The sequence below is a fragment of the Rhizobium sp. LARHSG275 genome, assembly GCF_052871115.1.
The window spans coordinates 258,615-275,167 of record NZ_JBIXJN010000006.1 but is presented as its reverse complement, the minus strand read 5'-3'; the positions used below and the strand labels follow the sequence as shown (position 1 = coordinate 275,167).

The following is a 16,553-nucleotide window of genomic DNA, read 5'->3' as shown; positions in this document are numbered from 1 at the left end:
GATGTCCTACGAAATCAACCAGGTTCTTCCGAGAAGTTTCGGCCGCCTGAAAAGCAGCGAAAGCCATATTTCCATTCTCACCTCGCATCTGCGCGGGGTGCTCGCATCGCTTTTGCCGCGCTACGGCCTTCTCATCGGCTTCCTCGTGTTCTGGCAGATTTCGAGCACCAGGGGCTGGGTCAATCCCGCTATCTTCCCGCCCTTGAACGTGATCCTGTCCGCTCTTTGGACCAATCTTGCCAACGGCGCGCTGCTCGATGACATCGCCATCAGTCTGCAGCGATCCGGAACTGCTTTCGCTTTTGCCGTGGTGATCGGCATTCCGCTCGGCCTGTTCATGGGCCAGGTTCGTGCGGTCGAACAGGCGCTCGATCCGATCCTGCAGCTCTTCCGCCAGACCTCGGCGCTGGCGCTCTACCCGGTCTTCATCCTGCTCCTTGGCCTCGGCGAAACATCGAAGATCTTCGTGATCTTCTGGGCCACACTGTTTCCGGTGCTGCTCGCCACGATCGGCGGCGTCAAGGAGGTGGACAAGAAGCTCATCGAGATGGCGCGGACCTATGGCGCCGGACCGCTGACCATCTTCCGCCGCGTCATCCTGCCGGCGTCGGTGCCGGCGATCTTCGTCGGCCTGCGTCTTTCGGCGACGACGGCACTTCTCCTGCTGATTGCCGCCGAGATGATCGGCGCCAACAAGGGCATCGGCTTCCAGGTGATGAACGCGCAATACAATTTTCAGATCCCGCTGATGTTTGCGGCGATCCTTCTGCTCGCCTTCCTCGGGCTTGCCGCCAATGCCTTGCTCGTTCTCCTGCAGCGCCGTCTCTGCCGCTGGTCTCAGCCGAGCCGCTGAACTGCTTTCCCGATTTTCCTCTTCCGAAAGGCACCGCCACATGACATTCCATCCTCGCAACCTCCTCCTGCCGGCAGTGATTGCTCTCGGTCTTGCGACGCCGGCCGCGGCCACCGACACGGTGAAGCTGCGCTATCTCGCCAGCCAGGGTGGTCTTGCCGCCCATGAACTCGCTGCCGAACTCGGCTATTTCGACGGAACAGGCATCACGCTGGAAAATGTCGGCTACGCCCAGGGCGGCCCGGCCTCCCTGATCGCCCTGGCATCGGGTGATGTCGAGATCGGCAGCGCCGCAACCTCAGCCGTTTTGAATTCGATCATCGGCGGCAATGATTTCGTCGCCGCCTATCCCTCGAACGGCATCAATGACGAGGTCCAGTCGACCTTCTACGTGCTGGAAGACAGCCCGATCAAAAGTATCAAGGACATTGCCGGCAAGAGCATCGCCGTCAATACGCTCGGCGCGCATCTCGACTACACCATCCGCGAAGCCTTACATTCCGTCGGCCTGCCGGCAGACGCAGCCAATCAGCTTGTCGTTCCCGGGCCGCAGCTCGAGCAGGTGCTGCGCTCCAAGCAGGTCGATATTGCCGCCTTCGGCTATTGGCAGACGACCTTCGAGGGGGCTGCGCTGAAGAATGGCGGCCTGCGTCCGATTTTCGACGATACCGACGTGCTTGGCGACATCGCCGGGGGCTTCGTGGTCCTGCGCCTTGATTTCGCTCGCGAGCATCCTGAAGCTGCAAAGATTTTCGTCGAGCAGTCGGCTCGCGCTCTCGATTACGCCCGCGAGCATCCGGAGGAAACCAAGAAGATCCTCGCCAAGGCGCTCAGCGAGCGTGGCGAGAACGCTGATATCGCACAGTACTTCCGAGGCTATGGGGTGCGTGCCGGCGGCCTGCCGGTCGAGCGCGACATCCAGTTCTGGATCGACGTCCTGGTTCGCGAAGGCAAGCTGAAGCAAGGCCAACTGGCCGCCAAGGACATCCTCTTGACCGTCGACGCCAAGCCGGCAAGCAACTGAGGAATGGTGATGAGCATTGCTGAGGACACGCGCCGCGGGGAGGTGACGATCCGTCACCTCTCCAAATCCTACAGATTGAACGGGACACCGCTGCAGGTTCTCAGGGATATCAACCTCCACGTCCGCTCCGGCGAAAGCCTCGCCATCGTCGGCGCCAGCGGCTCGGGCAAGACGACCCTGCTCAGAGTTCTGGCGGGTCTTGAGGACTCAGACACGGGAGAGGTCCTCGTCGATGGCAAGGCCGTGCGAGGCGTCGGCACAGAGCGCGCCGTCATCTTCCAGGAACCGCGCCTTCTGCCCTGGCTTGATGTGCTCGACAATGTCTCCTTCGGGCTGGAAACTAGCGGCCTGTCGCGTGAGCAGGCGAGGGGGCGGGCGCGCCATTATGTCAAGCTCGTCGGCCTGCAGCAGTTCGAGGCTGCCTATCCCCGGCAGCTCTCCGGCGGCATGGCCCAGCGCGTCGGCATCGCCCGGGCTCTGGCCGTCCAGCCCGAGATCCTGCTGCTCGACGAACCGCTCGGCGCGCTCGACGCGATGACCAAGATCGGCATGCAGCAGGAACTCGCACGGATCTGGCGCGATGAGGATGTGACGACCATCCTCGTCACCCATGATCTTGAGGAGGCGATCTACCTGGCCGACCGGATCCTCATCCTGCCACGGGAGAAGGGCGGCGAGCCGCGTCTGATCGAAATCGATCTGCCCCGGCCTCGCGACCGCAGCGCACCGCAATTCGTTCGACACCGCGAAGAGTTGCTGAACCTGTTCGGACTGCATTGACGTCTTCAAGCGTCAGCGCGGCGCATGGGACCTGATCCATGCGCCGCGCGGCAGTAGCAGTAGCGATGCGGAGGACGCCCGCGGGCCGCTACCGCGACTTGCTCTTCGAGCCGGCGGTGAGATAGGGCCGCCGATCCAGTTCGGCCGATCTGTAGGAACTGCGTAGCCGCAGCAAATCCTTGCGGGCGATCAGGCCGCACAATTTCCCGGAGGTCGGATCGACGATCGGAATGCGTCCGTCGCCCGTCGACAGCATCAGGTCGGCGATGAATGCGACCGTATCGTCAGGATGGCCCACCGGAACGGAACCGTCCGTCACGTTTTCCGCAAGCGTCTGACTGGCGAGATCCGGATTCCCCTGCCAGAGAAGAGCGTCGGCTCTGGATACGACGCCGGACAGCCTGCCTGCTGCATCGACCACCGGATAGATCCGGTGCGTTTTCTGCTGCGAGGCAAAGAAGTCGCACGCCTCTCCCACCGTCATGGTACCGGGAAGCGTGTCGACATCGCTGATCATGATCTCCCTTGCGCGCGACAGTTCGAACGGATCGACGCCATATTCGCGGGTGATATGCTGCCCGCGGCGGGCGATCTTCTCGGTGAGGATCGAGCGGCGCAATAGCAGGACGGTGACGGCATAGGCCACCACGGTTGCGGCGAGCAGCGGAACGAGGGTGCTGACGTCGCCGGTGATTTCCATCGCAAAGAAGGTGCCCGTCAGCGGCGCACGCATGGTTCCACCCATCATCGCCGCCATTCCGAGCAGCGCCCAGAAGCCGGGATCATTGCCCGGCATGACCAAGCCGACCAGCCATCCGAGAGCCCCGCCGAAAATCAGAAGCGGCGCGAGCACGCCACCGGAGGTGCCCGACGACAGGGCAAAGAGCCAGATGATGGTCTTCACCAGCAGGATCGACATGACAGCCGGGGCGAGCAGCCGATTGTTGAGCAAGCCATCGATGATGTCGTAGCCGACGCCCATTGCCCGCGGTTCGATCAGGCCGCCGAGACCGATGACGAGACCGCCGAGTGCCGGCCACCACATCCAGTGGATCGGCAAGGCTTCGAAAAGGTCCTCGATCCGGTAGAGCAGCGTCGTCAGCAATCCCGATTGCAGGCCGGAGATGATGCCCATCGCCGCGCAGGCGAAAATACCCCACCAAGGCAAGGCCACCTGGAAGTGGGTCGGGAACAGCGGGCCTACGCCGAACAGCAGCGGGCGCCAGCAGATCGACACGCAGGCGGCAACGGCAACGGGAATGAAGCTGCGCGGCTTCCATTCGAACAGCAGCAGTTCGACCGCCAGCATGACCGCGGCGATCGGCGAACCGAAGATGGCCGTCATGCCTGCGGCGGCGCCGGCGACGAGCAGCGTCTTCCGCTCGGCGGCACTCATGTGAAAGAATTGCGCAAAAAGCGATCCGATCGCACCGCCGGTCATGATGATCGGCCCCTCGGCGCCGAACGGGCCGCCGGTTCCGATGGAGATTGCCGATGACAGCGGCTTCAGCACCGCGACCTTCGGCGACATCCGGCTACCGCCGATCAGAATGGCCTCGATCGCCTCAGGAATGCCGTGGCCGCGGATCTTCTCCGACCCGAAACGGGCCATCAGCCCGATGGCAAGTCCACCCAGCGGCGGAACCAGCACCACCCACAGCGAGCGCGGCACGGCAGCGAGAGAGGCAGGCTGGATGCCGATCTCCCCGAACCAGATGACATTCGTCACCAGCGCGATCAGGCTGACGAGACACCAGGCGGCAAACGCGCCTGATGTGCCGACAATGATGGACATGCCGACCAGGAGGAGGACCCGCCGGTCGGTGGTGAAATCGCCGGCCTCGCGCCGGGAAAGACCGCCGGTGAAATCGTGCGGCCGGTTGCTGGGTGGATGCTGCGCCATGGAAGCCTCTGCTACGCCGGAATGGATACGCCTGAGGCGCGTCAATATATCGTGATGCGATATAAATCAACGGGTGAAAGCATGAAGGCGAAAATGTCCCATGAAGATGCCTCACTTGACCGGCTGGCGACTGCCCATCTATTCGATGATGGCGGCATGGGCTGCCGACCCCGGCAGCCGTTGCGGAAGAGGAGAAGTGCTTTGAAGAAGACCGCGCCGCCGCTGAGACAGGAGGATTACGAAGCTCTCGCCGACCTCCGATTTGCGCTTCGCCAGTTCATGGACTTCAGCGCCTCGGCCGCCCAGTCGGAAGGATTGCCCGTACAGCAGCATCAGGCCCTTTTGGCGATCAAAGGACAACGCGGCGACGCCATGACCATCGGCATGCTGGCCGAGCGGCTGATCATCGCGCCGCATACGGCGACCGAGCTTGTCGGGCGGCTGTCGGATGCCGGATTGGTCGAACGCCATGCCGATCCGGCCGACAGGCGCCGCCAGACGGTTCTCCTGACGGACAAGGCGGATGCGCTTCTGACGAGACTGAGCGCCGTCCACCTTTCGGAAATCAGGGAGATGGCCCCGAAGCTGATCGAGCTTCTGCTCGAACTCCAGAAGACGGCGTCAAACACCAAATGACAATTGCGACATAGCCGATCTCCTGATCGTGCCGCTTTAATCCAAAAGCGTCTTCTTCAGGCGATGGATATGGGCAGCGCCGATGCCGCAGCAGCCGCCGATGATCGTCGCGCCGGCCTCGGCCCAGGAGCAGGCATAGCGCGAATAGGCATCGTCATTCAGATCGTTTCGGGTCTCATGCAAGCCTTCATTGGCGGCTGCCTCGCCTGTTTCCCCTTCGAAGGCATTGGCATAGACGCCGATTTCGATGGAAGCGTCCATTGTCCTGAACACGCCCGCCGCCGTCTCCACCGCCGCCTGCATGACCTCGGGCTTGCTGCAATTGAAGAGGAGGGCTTCGGCGCCCGATGAAACCGTCCAGGATGCCGCCTCCTCGACCCTTTCCTCGGAGCGAAGCTTCGGTTCGCCGCCCCTTATGGCTGCCTCGTCGTCCGCCAATGTGAACGAAATCCAAAACGGCTTGTCCGACGTCGCCACCGCCTTGCGAACAGCCTCTGCCTCGGCAATCAGGCTCAACGTCTCGCCGAGCCATATATCGACGAAGGGAGATAGGTTTTCGACAAGCACCTTGAGATAATCCTGCACCCTCGAAGGCTGAAAATTCTCAGGCTCATATGAGCCGAAGATCGGCGGCAGCGAGCCGGCGACCAGCACCTTGCGATCCGTGGCGGCATCGGCCGCCTCGCGCGCCAGGCGACCGGCGAGACGGATCAGCGCCGCCCCCTCCTTCCAGAACCGGTCCTCGCCGATGTGAAAGGGCACGAGCGCGTAGCTGTTTGTCGTAATGACCTCAGAGCCGGCGGCGATGAATTCCTGATGTACCCTACGGACGATATCCGGCGCGTTGATCAGCGCCAATGCCGACCATTCCGGTTGTTTCAGCTCGGCACCCAGCCGCAGCAGTTCGCGGCTCATGCCGCCATCGAGAATTCGCGTCGTGCTCATCAAGAGGTCTCCATTCAACCTGTCGCGCCGTCAGCGGCGCCGGGCTTTTCATAACAAGGTGGGCGGGGTGCACGTGGTTCGTACGCCAGGGAATTCATGGACCAGTCCTTTTCCGTCGGCCTAGCGGCGAACCGGCACCTGCGCTTCGAGACCTCGAAAGACGCGGGCGATCACTGCGGTCAAGGCGAGATAGAAGAGGGTGACGACCAGCAGCGGTTCATAGACGAGCAGCGTGTCCTGGCGAACCTTGTTTGCCACGGCGTAAAGATCCATCACCGTCACCGTAAAGGCGAGCGGCGTCGCCTTGAGCTGCATGACGATTTCTCCTGCAATCGTCGGCAGGGCGATGCGAACGGCGCGCGGCAGCCAGATGCGGCGGGTCAGCATCCAGGGCGACAGGCCGAAGGCCCGGCCCGCTTCGAGCTCGCCCTTGGGAACGGCAAGCAGCGCGCCGCGCAACACCTCTGCCTCATAGGCTGCATAGTTCAGGGTAAAACTGACGGCGGCGAAGAAGAAGCCTTCGCGCAGGATCGGCCAGAACAGGCTCTGGCGGATGCCGGGGACCATGGGCAGCAGCGAGCCCACCCCGTAGTAGAGAAGCCATAGCTGTATCAGCAACGGCGTGCCGCGAAAGAAGCTACAGTAACTGCGCGCCAGGAGCCGCGTCAGCCTGCCGCCGCTGACCTGCGCAAACGCCAGGCCTATGGCGATGACGAAGCCGAACACCACGGAGATCACCAGCAGGCAAACAGTCTGCCAGGCGCCTGTCAGAAGCAGCGGCCAATAGGAAGAGATCCAGGTGAAACTCATGGGGCGCTTTCTTCAGGCAAGGCGCGGCTGTCCCCGCCGTACCCGTCCCTCGATCAGTTTGAAGACGACGTTGGAAACAAGCGTGATGGCGAGATAGAGAAGGGCCGAAGCAAGGAAAAAGACGAAGTAATGCTTGGTGCTTGCCCCGGCAAGACGGGTGGCGAGCGCCAGTTCCTGGTAGCCGACGACGGCGACCAGCGCGCTGTCCTTGGTGACCGACATCCACAGATTGGCAAGGCCCGGCAGCGCGTTCGGCAGAAGCGCCGGCAGCAGGACACGGCGGAACCTCCGCACCGGCCCCATGCCGAAGGCTTTGGCGGCCTCGATCTGGCCGACGGGAATGGCGAGGATCGCGCCGCGCAGCACCTCCGTCATGTAGGCACCCTGGACGAAGCCCAGCACGGCGACGGCTGCGACAAAGCCGTTCACATTGACCGGCGGCAGTTCCAACGCGGCGAGCAGCCGGTTGAGGCCATCGGTGCCGGCATAATAGAGCCCGACGATCAGGATCAACTCGGGAACGGCGCGGATCAGCGTGGTATAGAGATCGAGCAGCAGGCGCAGCATGCGGTTACCAGAGAGCTTTCCCAGCGCGCCGCCGGTGCCAAGCAGCAAGCCGATCGCAAAAGCGCAAGCCGAGATGGCGACCGTGGAGACCGCACCTGCCAAAAGGACGCCGCCCCATCCCGGAGGATAGGGAGACAGCAGGTCCAGAATACCTTGTTGCGCAGTCGCCATCGTTCCGGCTGCTTACTTTGCGCCGTAGATGTCGAAATCGAAGTATTTCTTGTTGATAGTATCATACTGGCCACTGGCACGGACGGCAGCGATCGCCGTGTTCAGCTTGGCCTTCAGCTCAGTGTCTTCCTTGCGCAGGCCGCCCGAAACGCCAGCGCCGAGAATCTCCTTGTCGTCGGCAACGTCGCCCATCTTGGCGCAGCAATCCTTGCCGCCATCGCTTTTGAGGAAAGCATCAAGCGCCAGTGAATCGCCGAAGACATAGTCGATACGGCCGGAGGCGAGGTCCTGAAACGCCTCATCGAGCGTCTGGTAGGTCTTTTCCTCGGCAGCGGCGGCGAAATACTTCTTGTAATATTCCGACTGGATCGTCGACACCTGGATACCGATGGTCTTGCCTTTCACGTCCTCGGCAGTGGCGCCCGGCTTCTGGTCCTTGGGGCCGATCAAGGTGCTCGGCGTGTTATAATATTTGTCGGTGAAGTCGATCACCTTCGAGCGTTCCGCGGTGTTCGACATCGACGACCAGATCACGTCGAACTTCTTGCTCTGAAGAGCCGGAATGAGACCATCCCAGGAAATTTCGACGATCGAGCATTTCTCCTTCATCTCCTCGCACACAGCGTTCATCAGGTCGATCTCCCATCCCTGCCATTGGCCGGAGGCGTCCTTGGCGAAGAAGGGCGGATAGGATTCGTTCATGACACCGAAGCGGACTTCGGCCTGTGCGGTGACGGCGGAAAGCACGAGTGCCGCGCCGGCAAAAAGCGTGGGGAGCAGTTTCATTCGCAGGATTCTCCTGGTTTGTGTTGTCGATGATAGATCGATGCGCATCAGTGGGCGCTGAGGCCGGTGAACTCCCGGCAGCGGGCGCTGACCGGCGCCCCGAATATCTGCTCCGGCGGGCCTTCTTCCTCGATCCGTCCCTGATGGAGGAACAGAACACGGCTGGATACATCGCGGGCGAAGCGCATTTCATGCGTGACGATCAGCATGGTCCGGCCTTCTTCCGCGAGATCGCGGATGACCTTCAGGACCTCGCCGACCAGCTCCGGATCGAGCGCCGATGTCGGTTCGTCGAACAGCATGACAGCAGGGTCGACGCAGAGGGCTCTCGCAATCGCCGCGCGTTGCTGCTGGCCGCCGGAGAGGAAAGCGGGGTAGGCGTCGCGTTTATCGAAGAGCCCGACCTTGTGGAGCAGGGCCTCCGCCTTTTCGATGGCCTCGCGCCGTGAAATGCCCATGACGTGCACCGGCGCCTCGATGACGTTTTCCAGCACCGTCCGATGAGCCCAGAGATTGAAACTCTGGAAGACCATCCCCAGTCCGGTCCGTATCCGTTCGATCTGCCGCCAGCTGCGCGGCTGCAGCCGGCCGCCCCGCCCCATCTTCAGCGCGATCTCCTCGCCGTTCACGGCAATGCGGCCGCGATCCGGCGTTTCCAGGAAATTGATGCATCTGAGAAAGGTGCTCTTGCCGGAGCCTGACGAGCCGATGATCGAAATCACGTCAGACTTTTCGGCCTGCGCCGAAATACCCTTGAGAACCTCTTGCGAGCCGAAGCTTTTATGAAGATCTTCGACGCAAAGAGCAGGAAAGGGTTGATCTGGCATGCATGGTTCCGGGTGAATTGAGCTTGCGAAGGATAATGATAAAATAACGCGGTTTTTTCGCGCAGTTTTCATCTATTCTGCATATTTTATGCAAAATAATCTTCCTCGTGCGGCAAGTACGGCAGAATTCGCGAGTTGCTGCGGCGAGAACCAGGATTGGACAATGGAACAACTCGATCGTTTTGACCGTGACATTCTCGATATCGTTCAGCGCGACTGCCAGCTGAAAGCCGAAACGATCGCCGAGCGGATCGGACTGTCGGTCTCGGCCGTGCAGAGGCGGTTGAAGCGGCTGCGCGAGGAAGGGATTATCAAGGCGGAGGTGGCCGTCGTCGACCGCAAGGCGACGGGCACAGCAATGGTGTTCATCGTCGGGATGGAGATCGAGCGGGACAATTACGACGCGCTGGCGAAGTTTCGCCTCTGGGCGGAGAAGCAGGATCACATCCAGCAGGTCTATTACGTCACAGGCGCGGTCGATCTGATCGCGATCGTCACCGCCCGCGACGTCGAGCATTATGACGATATCGCTGCCCTGATCATGGCCGACAATCCGCAGATCCGCCGCATGCACACGAATGTCGTGCTGCGGGACGTCAAGCTCGGCCTGTTCGTGCCCCTGGATTAGCGCACGCGATGCCCCGGCGGCAGTGGTTCCGGCCGCCAGATATCGGGCACCGACAAGCCGCTGGACTCGCATTTGACAAAGGGCATAATTCCGGGCGCAAATTCTCGGGAGGAATGATCGTTGACGTTACGACACCAGATCATCGCATTGGCGATCATTCCGCTCGTCATTTCGATCCTTGCGATCACCACCTTCATCACCTGGCAATCGGCAAACCTCGCCAAGAACAGCATCGATACGTTCGAGCAGAACATGCTGAAGACCAAGGAAGCCGAAATCCTCAACCTGACCAACCTTGCTCTGTCCGCCATCCAGACGATTTACGACAAAGCCGGTACCGACGACGAGGCGGCCAAGCAGAAGGTGGCGGCGATCCTGACTTCGCTCGACTACGGCAAGGACGGATATTTCTTCGTTTATGACTATGACGGCAACAACATCGTCCATCCGCGCCAGAGTTTCCGCCATGGGCACAATTGGCTCGACCTCACCGATCCGGATGGCGACAAGGTCATTGCCGAGCTGATCGCCACGGCAAGAGCGGGCGGGGGCCTGCATCAGTACAAATGGCAGAAACCATCGACCGGACAGATCGCCGACAAGCTCTCCTTCGTCGTCAGTCTCGACAAATGGCACTGGGTCGTCGGCACCGGCGTTTACCTGGATGACGTCTTTGCCCAAAGTGCTGCCGCCAACGCCGGGATGCGCGCCAACATAAAACGGACCTTCGTCATCGTCGCACTGATCGCCGTGCCTTCGGTGCTTGTCGTTTTCACGACCTGCATGCTGCTGACGTTCCACGAGCGCCGCATGGCCGACGGCCGGCTCAAGCAGCTGACACAGCGGGTCATCGATACGCAGGAAGAAGAGCGCGCGCGGCTTGCACGCGAGTTGCACGACGGCATTTCCCAAAATCTCGTCGGCGTGCGCTATGCGATGGACCTTGCCGGCCGCAAGGTCAGGACCAATGTCGACGATGCGGCTGTCACCATCGACCGCGGTGTCGAGGCGCTGAACGGCGCCATCAAGGAAATCAGGCGGCTGTCGCATGATCTCCGCCCGCGTGTGCTCGACGACCTCGGCCTGACGGCTGCTCTAGAGGCACTCTGTTATCATTTTGCCGAGCGGACGGGGATCGAGACGAAGATCGACGCCTCAGGCTTCACCGACACGCTGAAGGCCGAAGCCAATACCGCGCTTTATCGCGTCGCCCAGGAGGCGTTCAACAATGTCGAGCGGCACTCGGGCGCCTCCCGGCTTGCGGTCAAGCTCTGGAGCGATAACGGCCGCGCCCGCATGACCGTCACCGACAACGGCGCCGGCTTCGACGGCATCAAGGATGGCGTCTCCGGCAGATCAGGTCTCGGCCTGCGCAACATGCAGGAGCGAATGGCCCACTTCCGCGGCCTGCTGCTGATCAATAGCAGCGAGACCGGCACGACGCTGACGGCGATGCTGCCGAAATCGGCCAATCGTCCCACCGATCGGCAGGCAGAAGCTGCATGACGGAACGCCCGAAAATCAGGGTGCTCTTGATCGACAACCATCCGCTGGTGCTGGACGGGTTGAAGGCCGTGCTCGAAACATTCGACCATATCGAAGTTGCCGGCACGGCCGGGCTCGCCCAAACAGGGCTGGAGATCGGCCGGCAAGTCCTGCCGCAGGTCGTGCTGATGGACATCAACATGCCGAAGCTGAGCGGCATCGATGCGATCGAATTGTTCAGGAACGAACTTCCCCAGGCGCGGGTCGTGATGCTCTCCATGCATGACAGCCGCGAGTATATTTCCTCCTCGGTCATGCATGGCGCTGCCGGTTACATCTTGAAAGATGTTTCGACGGACGAGATCGTCTCGGCCATCGAGACCGTGGCGGGCGGGGGGACATATTTCTCGTCCGGCGTCTTCGACGCGCTGATGGGCGAACGCGCGGAGGAGGGAACCGATCCCCTGACGCTGCGCGAACGCGACATTCTCGGGCTGATCGTTGCCGGCAGGAGCAACAAGGAGATCGCCGAAACGCTCGGGATCACCTCCGCCACGGCGGAAACCCATCGCAAGAACCTCAAGAAGAAGCTCGGCATTGCCACCACAGCGGGCCTCATCCGCTATGCGCTCGATCACGGCATCGTCTCGAAAGTCGGATAAATCGCGTCTACCCACTTCTGGGTAGGCCCCGGCATTTCAGCGCCGCCTCGATCTTGCGGGCTTAAAACCGGCGCCATAGGACTCCATCCACGGCTGGCCAAGTGCGGGCCGTTGGGAGGAATTCACATGCGTTACATCAGCTTCCGATCGGTCGGAAAACCTCGAGCGACCCAAGCCGGGCCTGCTGCGGCCGCCGGCTGACAGACCTGCCTTCCACGCCGACAACTGGAACATGGCGACCGCCGCCCGCGGCGCCTGAAAGGTATTCCGACATGGAAAAACCACGTAGCAAGGCAGCGCTCTGGCTGCTTGTCATTCCCTACATAGGTCTGCTCTGGCCGCCATTTTACAATGTCCGCGAGCCGTCTCTTTTCGGCTTTCCCTTCTTCTATTGGTATCAGCTTCTCTGGGTGCCGATCACCGCGACGTTGACCTGGATCGCCTATCGGAGCACCCGCCATGACGACTGACATCAACGGCACGGCGCTTGCCGTCTTCATCTTCTTTTTCGTTTTGGTCACGGTCATGGGCTTCGTCGCCAGCCGTTGGCGTAAGCCCGAGACACTGGCCCATATCGATGAATGGGGTCTCGGCGGACGCAACTTCGGCACCTGGATCACCTGGTTCCTCGTCGGCGGCGATTTCTATACCGCTTACACCGTGATCGCCGTTCCGGCGCTGGTCTATACCGTGGGAGCCTACGGCTTCTTTGCGCTGCCCTACACCATCGTCGTTTATCCCTTCGTCTTCATGGTCATGCCTGTGCTGTGGAAACGCGCCAAGGATTTCGGCTATGTGACGGCTGGCGACGTCGTCCACGGTCAATACGGATCGCGCGGTCTCGAACTCGCCGTCGCGGCAACAGGCGTCATCGCCACCATGCCCTATATCGCCCTCCAGCTCGTCGGCATGACGGCGGTGCTGAAGGCGCTCGGGCTGCATGGCGAGTTGCCGCTGGCGATCGCCTTCATCGTGCTGGCGCTCTATACCTATTCCGCGGGCCTGCGCGCCCCGGCTCTGATCGCCTTCGTCAAGGATATTATGATCTATATCGTCGTGATCGCGGCCGTCGCACTGATCCCGTCGAAGCTCGGAGGTTACGCCAATGTCTTCGCCTCGGCCGATGCGGCCTTCCAGGCCAAGGGATCCGGCAACCTGCTGCTCGGCGGCAACCAATATGTCGCCTATGCCACGCTCGCCTTGGGTTCGGCACTCGCGGCCTTCATGTATCCGCATACGCTGACGGGCATCTTTGCCTCCAACAGCGGCAAAACGGTCCGCAAGAATGCGATCATGCTGCCCGCCTATACGCTGCTGCTCGGCCTTCTGGCGCTGCTCGGCTATATGGGGCATGCCGCCAACCTGAAGCTCGACAGCGCCAATGACGTCGTTCCGACGCTGTTCAAGACGCTGTTTTCGGGCTGGTTCTCCGGCTTCGCCTTTGCGGCGATCGCCATCGGCGCACTGGTGCCGGCAGCGGTAATGAGCATCGGCGCCGCCAATCTCTTCACCCGCAATTTCTGGAAAGCCTATGTCGATCCTGACGTCAGCGATGCGGGCGAGGCGAAGGTCGCAAAGATCACCTCGCTTGTCGTGAAGATCGGTGCGCTTCTCGTCATCATCTTCCTGCCGACGCAATTCGCACTCGACCTGCAGCTGCTCGGCGGCATCTGGATCCTGCAGACGCTTCCGGCCCTGGTCTTCGGCCTCTATACCAACTGGTTCCGTGCACCCGGCCTGCTTGCCGGCTGGTTCGTCGGCTTCTGCGGCGGTACTTTCCTCGTCTGGGATGCCGGCTGGAAGCCTCTGCATCTGATTAGCCTCGGCGGCGAACCCTTCACCGTCTATACCGGACTGCTGGCGCTTGCGGCCAACATTGCCGTTGCGGTTGTTGTCAATGCCCTGCTTCCAGTCAAGACTCCAGCTCGGGCATAAGATTCAAATGCGAAGGGCAGCAAACGCTGCCCTTCGCAAAATTATGCCGCTTTGGCGTTCCAGCATAGGCTGGAGGGAAATCAGGGCGACTTAAAATTCTTCCCAATCGCCGGCCAATGCTGCATTCCCGTTCGTCTGGAACGACTTACCTACTTTGGCAATCATCTGGCGGGCAGGCGAGGGCGCCGATTGAGAACGGGGCGCCGCGGCAACGGGCTGCGAGGCGCGCTTCGGTGCCACCACTCCACCAATGTTGAACTGGCCCAGCAGCTGAAACAGCGCATCGGCTTCCTTGGCGAGCTTGTGGGCCGCCGCTGTGGCTTCTTCCACCATGGCGGCGTTCTGCTGCGTCCCCTGATCCATCTTGTTGACAGCGGTATTGATCTCTTTCAGCCCCGTCGCCTGCTCTTGCGAAGCGCCGACGATGGCCACCACATTGCCGTCGACCTGCTGTACCTGCTCGGCAATCTCTTTCAGCGCCCTTCCGGTCTCGCCAACCAGGGCCACGCCGCTTTTGACGTGGCCGTTCGAAGCGTTGATAAGTTCCTTGATTTCTTTTGCCGCCTTGGCGGAGCGTTGCGCCAGCTCGCGGACTTCCTGAGCGACGACGGCAAAGCCCTTACCGGCCTCGCCGGCACGGGCGGCTTCGACGCCGGCATTGAGCGCCAGCAGGTTGGTCTGGAACGCGATTTCATCGATGACGCCGATGATGCTGCCGATTTCGGTGGCGGAGGATTCGATCTTGCCCATGGCATCGACCGCATCCCGAACGACACTGTCCGACCGCTCGGCACTATCCTTCGTCTTGCGGACGAGCTGGCCGGCTTCCTGAGCCTTGTTGCTCGAGTCGGCAACGGTGGTCGTAATCTCTTCCAAGGCAGCGGCGGTTTCCTCGACCGAGGCTGCCTGCTGTTCGGTCCGCTTGGCGAGATCGTCCGAGGAGGAGCGGATCTCCTGTGCACCGGCAGCGATGGCGCTGGCGTTCTGGGCAACCTTCTGCATGGCGGCACGAAGCTTTTCGACCGCAGAATTGAAGTCGGCTCTCAGTTTTTCCAGAGACGGAATGAACGGAGTGCCGATCTGCTGTGTGAGGTCGCCGTCAGCCAGCGCCTGCAGCGCATCGCCAAGCTGGCCGACAGCCTTGTCCGTCTGCTCGGCGAGGGTGCGGCGTTCATCTGCATCCTGCTCGAGCCGATGCCGCTCCGACACAGCTCTCTTCGCCTCGGCGTCAGCTTCCCGTTCGGCCTTTGCCGAAATTGCGTCGCGCAGCCCTGCCACCGCCCGTGCAAGCTTGCCGATCTCGTCGCCCCGCGCTTCGAGGCGGCGATCACCGTTAAGATTGCCGTCCGCCATCGCTTTCAGCGAAAGCTGAAGTTTTGCCAGCGGGCCGACGATCGTGCGTGCGGTCACGGCGGCGGCAACCAGTGAAAGAACAGCCGCAATGCCAAGCGCGGTCAGCGCCAATGGCTTGAAGCCGCTTGCCGTGCTGCGAACCTCGCCACCAATCGATTTGTTCAGCGCTTCCTGATAGTCGATGAATTTGTTGATGGCGCCAAGCCAGGCAACGAAGGCCGGCCGAGCCTGTTCGAGCAGGATCTTGCGAGCGGCCTCGCCGTCGCCCTTCTCCTGCAGCGCAATGATCTGGGCGACCAGAGGATTGGTCTTCGCCTGGATGTCTGCAATCTCACCGAGAATGGTTTTTTCCTGTTCCGTCGCACCGGCCGGAGATGCAACCATATCCGCCATGCGCTTTTCATTCTCGGCGTAGGAGGCGGCCAGCTTTTCGATCAATGCCTCGGCGGTCTTCCGCTCATCGGCAGACGTCACCAGAGTGACGTCGCGGATGGCGATCGCCCGATCGTGCACGCTGCCGCGATAGTTGATGGCAAACCGCTGCTTCACGCTGTTGACGTCGTTGATGGTGCCAAGCTTATCGTTGATCTGCGCAACTTTTTCCGTCGAATAGATGGTCAAGCCGACCATCAGCAAAAGGAGAACGCTGAAGCCAAGCGCCAAGCGCGCCACAACTCCGAAACTCATGATGTTCTTCATATGCACTCTCCCCTCGCTGTGAGGTTTGTTGGAAGGATGTCTCGGCAGCCAGGATTGCTTGTCATATCTCGTTCGAATGCAGAGCCTCGGTGTCACCGAGTGCATCCGACAGGCACCTCGGTGCCCGGAATCGCGCTTGAGATACGGGACACCCGTCAAAGCAATAAAAGCCGATTTCATGCGAAATTCGGGTGCCTGACCCGCCCTCATGGCGGAGGTGACGGTCTTAAAGAACGTCGCCCCGATATCTAAAAAATTAGAGCAATATATTTTAGAGAGTGTAAACGGAGCCTGCGGAGCATGGCTATAGTGCTCTATTGGATAGCATTTGCGCTTTTCGGATGGACAATTTGACGAGCGCTCTCCCGCTAGTTGTGAAATCTCCAACCTCCCCCCGCACAGCAAGGTTCTGCGGCTTGCCCGCGAACTGCGCGACGCTCTGAACGGTCTTGGCAATCGGCATGAATTGCAGCTGCAGTGCCGGAGCGC

Annotated in this window: 16 protein-coding genes; 9 read left to right on the top strand and 7 right to left on the bottom strand. The window is 61.3% G+C overall.

All coding sequences use genetic code 11. The features are described 5' to 3' along the window. The first annotated feature begins 1 nt into the window (after window position 1). From ACIPSK_RS10090 to ACIPSK_RS10080, 3 genes are read left to right on the top strand one after another with little or no spacing between them, the layout of a single operon-like run. Window positions 2-853: an ABC transporter permease gene (locus tag ACIPSK_RS10090; protein ID WP_162117616.1), complete on the top strand. Its 852-nt coding sequence runs from the start codon at window positions 2-4 to the stop codon at window positions 851-853. A gap of 40 nt (window positions 854-893) precedes the next feature. Beyond that, window positions 894-1,877, top strand: a complete 984-nt coding sequence (locus ACIPSK_RS10085; protein ID WP_162117615.1) for an ABC transporter substrate-binding protein — start codon at window positions 894-896, stop codon at window positions 1,875-1,877. 9 nt (window positions 1,878-1,886) lie between these two features. After that, entirely contained in the window at window positions 1,887-2,657 is a 771-nt protein-coding gene (locus tag ACIPSK_RS10080; RefSeq protein ID WP_162117614.1) for an ABC transporter ATP-binding protein, read from the top strand. Window positions 2,658-2,745: 88 nt separating this feature from the next. Here ACIPSK_RS10080 and ACIPSK_RS10075 read toward each other — a convergent pair whose 3' ends face one another. After that, window positions 2,746-4,560 carry a chloride channel protein gene (locus tag ACIPSK_RS10075; protein ID WP_162117613.1) on the bottom strand — a complete coding sequence of 605 codons (1,815 nt, stop codon included), beginning with the start codon at window positions 4,558-4,560 and terminating at the stop codon, window positions 2,746-2,748. A 201-nt stretch (window positions 4,561-4,761) separates the two neighbouring features. Here ACIPSK_RS10075 and ACIPSK_RS10070 point away from each other — a divergent pair, with 201 nt between their 5' ends. Beyond that, the gene (locus tag ACIPSK_RS10070; protein WP_026154621.1) at window positions 4,762-5,196 is read left to right on the top strand and encodes a MarR family winged helix-turn-helix transcriptional regulator; all 435 of its coding nucleotides are present in this window, start codon (window positions 4,762-4,764) and stop codon (window positions 5,194-5,196) included. A 36-nt stretch (window positions 5,197-5,232) separates the two neighbouring features. Here ACIPSK_RS10070 and ACIPSK_RS10065 read toward each other — a convergent pair whose 3' ends face one another. The 5 genes from ACIPSK_RS10065 to ACIPSK_RS10045 all read right to left on the bottom strand — a co-directional run bounded on the left by ACIPSK_RS10065 (window position 5,233) and on the right by ACIPSK_RS10045 (window position 9,302). After that, a complete protein-coding gene (locus ACIPSK_RS10065) occupies window positions 5,233-6,141 on the bottom strand; it encodes a homocysteine S-methyltransferase family protein (protein WP_017968696.1) in 909 nt (302 codons plus the stop codon). A gap of 120 nt (window positions 6,142-6,261) precedes the next feature. Then, the gene (locus tag ACIPSK_RS10060) at window positions 6,262-6,951 is read right to left on the bottom strand and encodes an ABC transporter permease (RefSeq protein ID WP_162117612.1); all 690 of its coding nucleotides are present in this window, start codon (window positions 6,949-6,951) and stop codon (window positions 6,262-6,264) included. Between the two features lie 12 nt (window positions 6,952-6,963). After that, window positions 6,964-7,689, bottom strand: coding sequence for an ABC transporter permease (locus ACIPSK_RS10055; RefSeq protein WP_162117611.1), 726 nt, complete (start codon window positions 7,687-7,689; stop codon window positions 6,964-6,966). A 12-nt stretch (window positions 7,690-7,701) separates the two neighbouring features. After that, on the bottom strand, window positions 7,702-8,475 hold the full coding sequence (locus tag ACIPSK_RS10050; RefSeq protein WP_018070682.1) for a transporter substrate-binding domain-containing protein: 774 nt from the start codon (window positions 8,473-8,475) through the stop codon (window positions 7,702-7,704). Between the two features lie 47 nt (window positions 8,476-8,522). Next, entirely contained in the window at window positions 8,523-9,302 is a 780-nt protein-coding gene (locus ACIPSK_RS10045) for an ABC transporter ATP-binding protein (RefSeq protein ID WP_162117610.1), read from the bottom strand. Window positions 9,303-9,465: 163 nt separating this feature from the next. Between ACIPSK_RS10045 and ACIPSK_RS10040 the strand changes: the two genes are divergently transcribed. From ACIPSK_RS10040 to mctP, 5 genes are all read left to right on the top strand, one after another. Next, on the top strand, window positions 9,466-9,930 hold the full coding sequence (locus ACIPSK_RS10040) for an Lrp/AsnC family transcriptional regulator (RefSeq protein ID WP_003555489.1): 465 nt from the start codon (window positions 9,466-9,468) through the stop codon (window positions 9,928-9,930). 120 nt (window positions 9,931-10,050) lie between these two features. Next, entirely contained in the window at window positions 10,051-11,436 is a 1,386-nt protein-coding gene (mctS, locus tag ACIPSK_RS10035; protein ID WP_162117609.1) for a sensor histidine kinase MctS, read from the top strand. Continuing rightward, window positions 11,433-12,077: a two-component system response regulator MctR gene (gene mctR, locus ACIPSK_RS10030; RefSeq protein ID WP_162117608.1), complete on the top strand. Its 645-nt coding sequence runs from the start codon at window positions 11,433-11,435 to the stop codon at window positions 12,075-12,077. The genes mctS and mctR overlap by 4 nt, the downstream gene beginning before the upstream one ends. Before the next feature lie 272 nt (window positions 12,078-12,349). After that, complete coding sequence (locus ACIPSK_RS10025) at window positions 12,350-12,547, top strand: DUF3311 domain-containing protein (RefSeq protein WP_130689074.1); 198 nt, start codon at window positions 12,350-12,352, stop codon at window positions 12,545-12,547. Continuing rightward, complete coding sequence (gene mctP, locus ACIPSK_RS10020) at window positions 12,537-14,012, top strand: sodium:solute symporter family monocarboxylate transporter (protein WP_162117607.1); 1,476 nt, start codon at window positions 12,537-12,539, stop codon at window positions 14,010-14,012. The genes ACIPSK_RS10025 and mctP overlap by 11 nt, the downstream gene beginning before the upstream one ends. A 90-nt stretch (window positions 14,013-14,102) precedes the next feature. Here mctP and ACIPSK_RS10015 read toward each other — a convergent pair whose 3' ends face one another. Beyond that, on the bottom strand, window positions 14,103-16,064 hold the full coding sequence (locus ACIPSK_RS10015; RefSeq protein WP_446532922.1) for a HAMP domain-containing methyl-accepting chemotaxis protein: 1,962 nt from the start codon (window positions 16,062-16,064) through the stop codon (window positions 14,103-14,105). Window positions 16,065-16,553: the final 489 nt, after the last annotated feature.

Bases quoted from the DNA above. Each gene is read 5' to 3' on its own strand.
- ACIPSK_RS10090 (WP_162117616.1), top strand. From the start codon at position 2: ATGTCCTACGAAATCAACCAGGTTCTTCCGAGAAGTTTCGGCCGCCTG.
- ACIPSK_RS10085 (WP_162117615.1), top strand. From the start codon at position 894: ATGACATTCCATCCTCGCAACCTCCTCCTGCCGGCAGTGATTGCTCTC.
- ACIPSK_RS10080 (WP_162117614.1), top strand. From the start codon at position 1,887: ATGAGCATTGCTGAGGACACGCGCCGCGGGGAGGTGACGATCCGTCAC.
- ACIPSK_RS10075 (WP_162117613.1), bottom strand. From the start codon at position 4,560: ATGGCGCAGCATCCACCCAGCAACCGGCCGCACGATTTCACCGGCGGT.
- ACIPSK_RS10065 (WP_017968696.1), bottom strand. From the start codon at position 6,141: ATGAGCACGACGCGAATTCTCGATGGCGGCATGAGCCGCGAACTGCTG.
- ACIPSK_RS10060 (WP_162117612.1), bottom strand. From the start codon at position 6,951: ATGAGTTTCACCTGGATCTCTTCCTATTGGCCGCTGCTTCTGACAGGC.
- ACIPSK_RS10055 (WP_162117611.1), bottom strand. From the start codon at position 7,689: ATGGCGACTGCGCAACAAGGTATTCTGGACCTGCTGTCTCCCTATCCT.
- ACIPSK_RS10050 (WP_018070682.1), bottom strand. From the start codon at position 8,475: ATGAAACTGCTCCCCACGCTTTTTGCCGGCGCGGCACTCGTGCTTTCC.
- ACIPSK_RS10045 (WP_162117610.1), bottom strand. From the start codon at position 9,302: ATGCCAGATCAACCCTTTCCTGCTCTTTGCGTCGAAGATCTTCATAAA.
- ACIPSK_RS10040 (WP_003555489.1), top strand. From the start codon at position 9,466: ATGGAACAACTCGATCGTTTTGACCGTGACATTCTCGATATCGTTCAG.
- mctR (WP_162117608.1), top strand. From the start codon at position 11,433: ATGACGGAACGCCCGAAAATCAGGGTGCTCTTGATCGACAACCATCCG.
- ACIPSK_RS10025 (WP_130689074.1), top strand. From the start codon at position 12,350: ATGGAAAAACCACGTAGCAAGGCAGCGCTCTGGCTGCTTGTCATTCCC.
- mctP (WP_162117607.1), top strand. From the start codon at position 12,537: ATGACGACTGACATCAACGGCACGGCGCTTGCCGTCTTCATCTTCTTT.
- ACIPSK_RS10015 (WP_446532922.1), bottom strand. From the start codon at position 16,064: ATGAAGAACATCATGAGTTTCGGAGTTGTGGCGCGCTTGGCGCTTGGC.